The organism is Streptomyces sp. NPDC057486 (assembly GCF_042802415.1).
In the GTDB taxonomy this organism is placed as follows: domain Bacteria; phylum Actinomycetota; class Actinomycetes; order Streptomycetales; family Streptomycetaceae; genus Streptomyces; species Streptomyces yanii.
On sequence record NZ_JBHVEE010000240.1, the window covers coordinates 1 to 7,086 of the forward strand.

7 protein-coding genes are annotated in these 7,086 nt (G+C 70.1%); 3 read left to right on the forward strand and 4 right to left on the reverse strand.

The window, feature by feature from the left end; translation table 11 throughout:
* Nucleotides 1–50 precede the first annotated feature (50 nt).
* The gene (locus ACFU6I_RS47085; RefSeq protein ID WP_384380337.1) at nucleotides 51–563 is read right to left on the reverse strand and encodes a MarR family winged helix-turn-helix transcriptional regulator; all 513 of its coding nucleotides are present in this window, start codon (nucleotides 561–563) and stop codon (nucleotides 51–53) included.
* Nucleotides 564–692: 129 nt separating this feature from the next.
* Here ACFU6I_RS47085 and ACFU6I_RS47090 point away from each other — a divergent pair, with 129 nt between their 5' ends.
* Nucleotides 693–1,475, forward strand: a complete 783-nt coding sequence (locus tag ACFU6I_RS47090) for a dioxygenase (protein WP_384380340.1) — start codon at nucleotides 693–695, stop codon at nucleotides 1,473–1,475.
* Nucleotides 1,476–1,479: 4 nt separating this feature from the next.
* On the opposite strand, the gene ACFU6I_RS47095 is transcribed toward ACFU6I_RS47090, so the two are convergent.
* Nucleotides 1,480–2,559 (reverse strand): questin oxidase family protein, encoded by a 1,080-nt coding sequence (locus ACFU6I_RS47095; protein ID WP_384380343.1) that lies wholly within the window; start codon nucleotides 2,557–2,559, stop codon nucleotides 1,480–1,482.
* Between the two features lie 72 nt (nucleotides 2,560–2,631).
* Complete coding sequence (locus ACFU6I_RS47100; protein ID WP_384380346.1) at nucleotides 2,632–3,171, reverse strand: GNAT family N-acetyltransferase; 540 nt, start codon at nucleotides 3,169–3,171, stop codon at nucleotides 2,632–2,634.
* A gap of 148 nt (nucleotides 3,172–3,319) precedes the next feature.
* On the opposite strand from ACFU6I_RS47100, the gene ACFU6I_RS47105 reads away from it, so the two are divergent.
* Nucleotides 3,320–4,318 carry an RNA polymerase sigma factor RpoD/SigA gene (locus ACFU6I_RS47105; RefSeq protein WP_266984679.1) on the forward strand — a complete coding sequence of 333 codons (999 nt, stop codon included), beginning with the start codon at nucleotides 3,320–3,322 and terminating at the stop codon, nucleotides 4,316–4,318.
* 89 nt (nucleotides 4,319–4,407) lie between these two features.
* On the opposite strand, the gene ACFU6I_RS47110 is transcribed toward ACFU6I_RS47105, so the two are convergent.
* On the reverse strand, nucleotides 4,408–5,418 hold the full coding sequence (locus ACFU6I_RS47110; protein ID WP_384380349.1) for a helix-turn-helix transcriptional regulator: 1,011 nt from the start codon (nucleotides 5,416–5,418) through the stop codon (nucleotides 4,408–4,410).
* A 61-nt stretch (nucleotides 5,419–5,479) separates the two neighbouring features.
* On the opposite strand from ACFU6I_RS47110, the gene ACFU6I_RS47115 reads away from it, so the two are divergent.
* The gene (locus ACFU6I_RS47115; RefSeq protein ID WP_384380352.1) at nucleotides 5,480–7,033 is read left to right on the forward strand and encodes an MFS transporter; all 1,554 of its coding nucleotides are present in this window, start codon (nucleotides 5,480–5,482) and stop codon (nucleotides 7,031–7,033) included.
* Nucleotides 7,034–7,086: the final 53 nt, after the last annotated feature.

Here is a 7,086-nt window from a genome sequence, read left to right on the forward strand (position 1 = left end):
GTTCCGCTCGGCGGAACCGGGGCAGACCCGTATCGGTGCGCGAGGGCGGCTCAGCGGAGCCAGGGCAGGTCGGCGTCCGTACCCTCGGGCTCCAGGCCGGTGGCGATGACCTGCATGATCTCGCCGAACGAGCGGACCTGCTCCGGTGTGAGCCGGTCGAACATCGCCTGGCGTACGGCGCGGACATGACCCGGCGCGGATCGGCGGAGCATCTCGTACCCCTCGTCGGTGAGGACCGCGTTCTGGCCGCGCTTGTCGGACGGGCAGTCCTCGCGGCGCACCCAGCCGTTGCGCTCCAGCCGGGCGACGGCGTGCGAGAGTCGGGAGCGGGTGATCTTGGCGTCCTTGGCCAGCTCGGTCATCCGCATCTGGCGGCGGGGCGCCTGGGAGAGCTGGACGAGCAGTCCGTAATAGATGTGCGGCATGCCGGCGTCGCGTTGCAGCTGGCGGTCGAGGTGATCCTCCAGGAGCGTGGTTGCGTGGAGGTAGGCGCGCCAAACGCTCTGCTCTTCGTCGGAGAGCCAGCGGGTCCCGCCGGTGGATGCCGTGGTCATGTGCTCCACTGTACGACCTTTTCTTGAAAGTTGAACTAGATAGGGCTAAGGTCTCTCGGGATGGGAACTTGAAGCTTCAATGAGCTGATCCCGCCGCCGCAGAAGACTTAGCTTGAGTAGTAGTGGATGGGGAGTGTCATGACTGTCACCGCGGAGCGCATGCCCGCCCTCTATCTCTCCCACGGTGCGCCGCCGCTGGCCGACGACCCGGTCTGGCCCGGCCAGCTGGCCGCCTGGTCCGCCGAGCTGCCGCGCCCCACCGCGATCCTCATGGTCTCCGCCCACTGGGAGGAGGCTCCGCTCGCCCTCGGCGCGACCGAGACCGTCCCGCTCGTCTACGACTTCTGGGGCTTCCCGGAGCACTACTATCGCGTGCAGTACGCGGCCCCGGGTGCCCCGCAGCTGGCGGAGAGCGTACGCAAGCTGCTGCGCGGCGCCGGTACGCCGATCCAGGACATCCCGGACCGCGGGCTCGACCACGGGGCGTACGTCCCGCTGGTGGAGATGTTCCCGGGCGCCGACATCCCGGTACTCCAGATCTCCATGCCGACGCTGGACCCGCAGAAGCTGATGGACATCGGCCGCAAGCTCGCCCCCCTCCGCGACGAGGGCGTCCTGATCGTCGGCAGCGGCTTCTTCACCCACAACCTCGCAGCCCTGCGGCACGCGGGCGGCGGCAATCCCGGCTGGTCGGTGGAGTTCGACGACTGGGGGCACCGGGCGCTGCAGGCGCAGGACATTGACGCGCTGCTGGACTTCGAGCACAAGTCCCCGGCCGGGCGGCTGGCCCACCCCCGCACCGAGCACTTCGCGCCGCTCTTCGTGACGCTGGGTGCCTCGGAGGGCCAGCTCGATCAAGGGCGCAGCATCATCGACGGGTTCTGGATGGGGCTCGCGAAGCGGTCGGTGCAGTTCGGCTGAGTGGTCAGCGGGCCGGGGGGTTCAGCTCGATCGAGCGGAGCGCGGCGGCCAGGGCCGTCGTGTCGCCGACGTCCAGCGCGGTGTCGGTGAACTTGATGGTGTGGTCGTCACCGTGCTCCGCCGCCCGCGCGAAGATCTCGTCTGCGGAGGATGCCGACGACGATGCGGTGCACGGGACGGGGTCGGCCGGGCTGTACGCGGCGGTGACCGCGGCGCTCGCGGTCCAGGCGGCGGCCAGGCTCTGCGGCCACAGTTCACGGGGGAGGGCGGGCAGGGTACGCAGTACGGCGTTGGGTGCGGTCGCGGCGTGCACCAGCATGATCGGTTCGCCGTGGCCGTGAGTGGCGTAGCGGTGGGTCGCGGCCCTGACCAGTTCCGCCAGCCGCGTGCGTGCCACGTCCGGGTCGTCCGCGAACTGCTGCGGCCACAGCGGGAACGCGGTGAGCTGCGCCAGCCGGTCGCGGATGCCGCCGCTCTGATCGGCCACCGGCGGTACGGCGTCCAGCGCGGCCGCGGCACTCGGCGCGGGCACGAGCGAGGCCGGTGGGTTCAGCGCGGGCAGCGGCTGGTGGCGGGCGGCCCAGTAGCCGAGGCCGTGCGCGAGCTCGGTGACCCGGGGCGCGTTCGCTCCGCCGGCGAGCAGGGTGCGCACGGCGTGGCCGACCCGGATCACGGGGTGGGTGGCGCCTGCGGCGATGCCCGGCAGCAGCCGCGGCCACCATTCGGTGAGGACGTCCTGCCAGGGCCGCCCGGCCGTCTCCTGCGCGAAGTACATCGTCCAGTCGGCGATCCTCCGTGGGTCGCCCAGGGCCTCGTGCCAGTTCTCCGCGGTGATCCGGGTCGCGGGGGCCGGCATGTCCTCCAGCTTGTGGCTGTAGTGGTCGAGCCAACGGTGGACGGCCGACGCCTGGCCGTGCCGTACGAGCGCCTCGACGGCCATCGGGCCGTGGTTGCTCAGCCAGCCGTTGCGCTCGGGACCCGAGGCGTGGAGCCGGTCCAGCGCCTCGTCGAGCGTGCCGGTGGGGTCGACCGGCGCCGTGTCCGGTGCGCTTGTGGAGTCTGTCCTGCCTGTCGTGTCGGTCATGCCGGAACACGCTAGGTGCGGGGCCCGCCGCCGGTAACGGGCTGCGGACCTACGCCGCGACCCCACCGGGTCCTAGGCCTCCGGTCCCAGCCGCTTCTCGTACCAGGCCACGTCCCAGTACGTGTCGAACTTCCGGCCCACCTCGGTGTACGTACCGACATGGTGGAAGCCGAACCGTTTGTGCAGTGCGACCGAGGCGTCGTTGGGCTGGGTGATGCCCGCGTACGCGCGGTTCAGGTCCTCGTCGGCGAGCGCCTCGAAGAGTGACGTGTAGAGGAGTGTGCCGATCCCCCGTGCGGTGGCCCACGGCGCGCAGTACACGCTCACCTCGACCGACGTGGCGTATGCCGCCTTGGGGCGGAAGGCGCTGCTGGTGGCGTAGCCCAGGAGTGATGCGGGACCGGCAATGCGGACATCCTGAGCAACCAGAAGGCGGTGCGGGCCGTCTTCCGGGTGGGAACGCAGCCACGGCAGCCGCTGTTCGGGTGTGAAGGGGGCGGTATCGAATGTGAGCGCGGTCTCACCTACGTAGTGGTTGTAGATGTCTGTGAGAGCCGCCAGATCGCCCTCGATGCCGGACCTGACCTGCACTTCTGTACGGAATCCCGGCATGTGCACTCCCCTCGCGACCGGACAGGGTACTGCATGATCGCGAAAATGAGTGCGCGCCATGGGAATTCTGTCCGGATTCCAGTCGTTGTTTCCATCGGATGCAGGGCACCCGAGAGGGTGTCGCGACCTACTCAGCAAGGGAGCACGCATGGCAACCCGTGCCGTCGCCCGTCGTTCGTCCGCCAGTGGCGGGACCAACCGGGCAAGCAGTGTTCGCGCCGTGGGCGGAGAGATCGCCGATCGCGACCTGGTCGGCATGTACCTGGACGAGATCGCGCGCACGCCGCTGCTGGATGCCGCCAAGGAAGTCGAACTGTCGCAGACCGTCGAGGCGGGCGTCTATGCGCGGCAGATCCTCGACGGTGCGGTGGAGAGCGAAGCCGGTGGAGCGACGCGTGAGGAGCTGGAGGCGCTGGTCGCCGAGGGCGAGCGCGCCAAGGACATCTTCATCCGATCCAACCTTCGACTCGTGGTTGCTGTCGCCCGCCGCTACCCACGGGCAGGTCTTCCCCTGCTGGACCTGATTCAGGAGGGGAACGCGGGCCTGGTGCGCGCGGTCGAGAAGTTCGACTACGCCAAGGGCTTCAAGTTCTCCACGTATGCGACGTGGTGGATCCGTCAGGCCATCACCCGCTCCATAGCCGACCAGTCCCGTACGATCCGGCTCCCCGTCCACCTGGTGGAGGAGCTCGGCCGGATCCGCCGTGTGCAGCGCGAGTTCAATCGTGAGCACGGGCGCGACCCGGAGCACGAGGAGATCGCCGCAGAGCTGGACTCCACGCCCACGCGCGTCGGTGACGTCCTCGACTGGGCCCGAGACCCGGTCAGCCTGAACATGTCCGTGGACGACGAGGGCGAGACCCAGTTCGGCGATCTGCTGGAGGACACCTCCGCGGTGTCGCCCGAGCAGTCCGTCATGACGCTGCTGCGCAGCGAGGAGCTGGAGGACCTGATCGGCAAGCTCGACCACCGCACCGCGTCGATCATCCGAATGCGGTACGGCATCGAGGACGGCCGTGAGCGGACCCTCACCGAGGTGGGCAAGCAGCATGGGCTGACCCGGGAGCGGATCCGTCAGATCGAGAAGCACGCGCTGCTCGAACTGAAGCGAATGGCTCACGACACGGGTTTTGACGCTGCGGCGTGACCTCGCGTCCAGTAGCCTCCGATATGGGTCGCTTCGTACGGACCCCCTAAGCTGAGTCCCGGCGCCCACCCCCCCCCCGGCGCCGGGACTCATTCCTTTGCGCCGGACTGTGCAGGTCGCTCCGCCGGTGGTGACTTCGGCGGCACGGCCGCGCGGGTCAGACGGGCACCCAGCTCACCCAGGTGCGCCACCAGTTCCGGCGGCGCGTGAGCGGTGAACTCGCAGTCGACCAGCGCCAGCCGCAGGGCCACCCACTCCAGCGAGTCCGCCATGACCGCACGCAGCCGGCAGCTGTGGTCGCCGGTCGGCTCCAGTGGGCCGAACACCGCGGGCAGCCGGGCGGTGACGAACTCCGCCGGGGCCGAGAAGCTCACCTCGACCGCCAGCTCCGGCTTCCGGCGCTGGATGGAGCCGGCGAGGAACTCCGCGGCGTCGCCCGTGGGCAGCTCGCGCGGGGTGAAGCGGGCCCCCGTGGCGAACGGCTCGCTCACCCGGTCGACGCGGAACGTACGCCACGCCTCGCGCCCCAGGTCGTACGCCACGAGGTACCACCGCCACCCCGTGCTCACCAGCCGGTACGGCTCGACCAGCCGCTTCGTCTCGGCGCCGTCCCCCGCCCGGTAGGTGAACCGCAGCCGCTCCTGCCCGGTGACCGTCGCCGCCATCACCGTCAGTGTCTGCGGATCGATGGTCGCACCGTCGCCGCGGGCCAGCGGCACCGTCGCGTTCTGCAGGACCGAGACCCGGTGCCGCAGCCGTGACGGCAGCACCTGCTCCAGCTTCGCCAGCGCCCGCACGGACGCCTCGTCGACCCCCTCGATGGCATGTCCGGCGCCCGCCCGCAGCCCCACGGCGATGGCCACCGCCTCCTCGTCGTCGAGGAGCAGCGGCGGCATGGCGGCGCCCGCGACCAGGCGGTAGCCGCCCACCGAGCCGCGCGACGCCTCGACGGGGTAGCCGAGGTCGCGGAGCCGGTCGACGTCGCGGCGGATGGTTCGCGGGCTGACCCGGAGCCGCTCGGCGAGCTCGCTGCCCGGCCACTCGCGCGGCGTCTGCAGGAGCGACAGCAGATTCAGCAGTCGTGCCGGGGTGTCGGTCATGGATCCAGGATGCCCGTCCATTGGGTCATGACCTGACCTAATGGACCTCTAACTTCATTGTATGAATTCTTCCGAATCCCCTCTGCCGTCCACGGCGGCCGCTCCCGCGGTGTTCTCGGACCCGTCGGACCGGCGCCGGTGGTTCGCGCTCGCCATCGTGATGACCGCGGCCTTCATGGACCTGGTGGACGTCACGATCGTCAACATCGCCATCCCGAGCATCCAGCAGGACACCGGTGCCACGTTCAGCTCGATCCAGTGGATCACCGCCGGATACGCCCTGGCCTTCGCGGCCGGTCTGATCACCGGCGGCCGGCTCGGCGACATCTACGGCCGCAAGCGGCTCTTCCTCATCGGCATCGGCGGCTTCACGCTGGCCTCGGCGCTCTGCGGCTTCGCCGCGAACCCGGAGATGCTGGTGGCTTCCCGCATCCTGCAGGGCGGCACTGCCGCGCTGATGGTCCCGCAGGTGCTGTCGATCGTGCACGCCACCTTCCCCGCGCACGAGCGCGGCAAGGTCTTCGGCCTCTTCGGCGCGATCGTCGGCCTCGGCGCCGTCTCGGGACCGCTGCTGGGCGCACTGCTCACCGAGTGGAACATCGCCGGTCTGGAGTGGCGGCCGATCTTCCTGATCAACCTGCCTGTCGGCATCGCGGGACTGGTCCTGGGCCGGAAGTTCATCACGGAGTCCAAGGCTCCGAATGCCCTCCGGCTCGACCTGGTCGGTGTCGCGTTGGTGACGCTGGGGCTGCTGATGCTGCTGTACCCGCTGACCCGTGGGCGCGAGTTGGGCTGGCCGCTGTGGGGGTACGCGTTGATGGCCGGCAGCGCCCTGGTCTTCCTGGCCCTGGTGCTGTTCGAGCGGGAGAAGGCGCGCAAGGACGGCTCGCCGCTCGTCGAGCTCTCGCTGTTCCGGGTCAAGAGCTTCGCGGCAGGTATCGCCGTCCAGCTGACCTTCGGCATCGGGCTCGGCATCTTCTTCCTGGTCTGGACGCTGTACATGCAGATCGGCCTCGGCTGGAGCGCGTTGCGGGCCGGCACGACCGGCATCCCGTTCTCGATCGCCGTCTCGTTCGCCGCCGGGATCTCCGTACAGAAGCTGGTGCCCCGGTTCGGCCGCAAGGTACTGCAGGCGGGCGCGCTGCTGATGGTCGCCGGGCTGCTGCTCTACATCTGGGAGTCCGACCGGTACGGCATGTCCATCGAGTCCTGGCAGATGGCTCTGCCGCTGGTGGTCATGGGGATCGGGATGGGGCTGATCGTGGCCCCGCTGACGGACGCGGTGCTGTCCGAGGTGCCGAAGGAGCACTCGGGGTCGGCGTCCGGGCTGATCAACACCGTGCAGCAGATGGGCAACGCGCTGGGGCTCGGCCTGGTCTCGGTCGTCTTCTTCGGGTCGATCAGCGACCGGCTGGCGCCGGACGCGGTGGGTCCGGCGTTCGCCGAGGCGTTCCAGCACTCGCTGTGGTGGGTGGCCGGAGTGCTCGCGGTGATCTTCCTGGTGATGTTCGCGCTGCCCGCCCGGCCGCGCCTGCACGTGGAAGGCGGCGAGGACGTCCAGGACGCCGACGGCGCTCCGGGCGAGGTGGCCAAGGAGCCCGTGCTGACGTCCTGAAGGTGCCTGCCCGCACGCGAAGGTGCCCGCACCCCCTCGGGGGCGCGGGCACC

Bases quoted from the DNA above. Each gene is read 5' to 3' on its own strand.
- ACFU6I_RS47090 (WP_384380340.1), top strand. From the start codon at position 693: ATGACTGTCACCGCGGAGCGCATGCCCGCCCTCTATCTCTCCCACGGT.
- ACFU6I_RS47105 (WP_266984679.1), top strand. From the start codon at position 3,320: ATGGCAACCCGTGCCGTCGCCCGTCGTTCGTCCGCCAGTGGCGGGACC.
- ACFU6I_RS47100 (WP_384380346.1), bottom strand. From the start codon at position 3,171: ATGCCGGGATTCCGTACAGAAGTGCAGGTCAGGTCCGGCATCGAGGGC.
- ACFU6I_RS47110 (WP_384380349.1), bottom strand. From the start codon at position 5,418: ATGACCGACACCCCGGCACGACTGCTGAATCTGCTGTCGCTCCTGCAG.
- ACFU6I_RS47115 (WP_384380352.1), top strand. From the start codon at position 5,480: ATGAATTCTTCCGAATCCCCTCTGCCGTCCACGGCGGCCGCTCCCGCG.
- ACFU6I_RS47095 (WP_384380343.1), bottom strand. From the start codon at position 2,559: ATGACCGACACGACAGGCAGGACAGACTCCACAAGCGCACCGGACACG.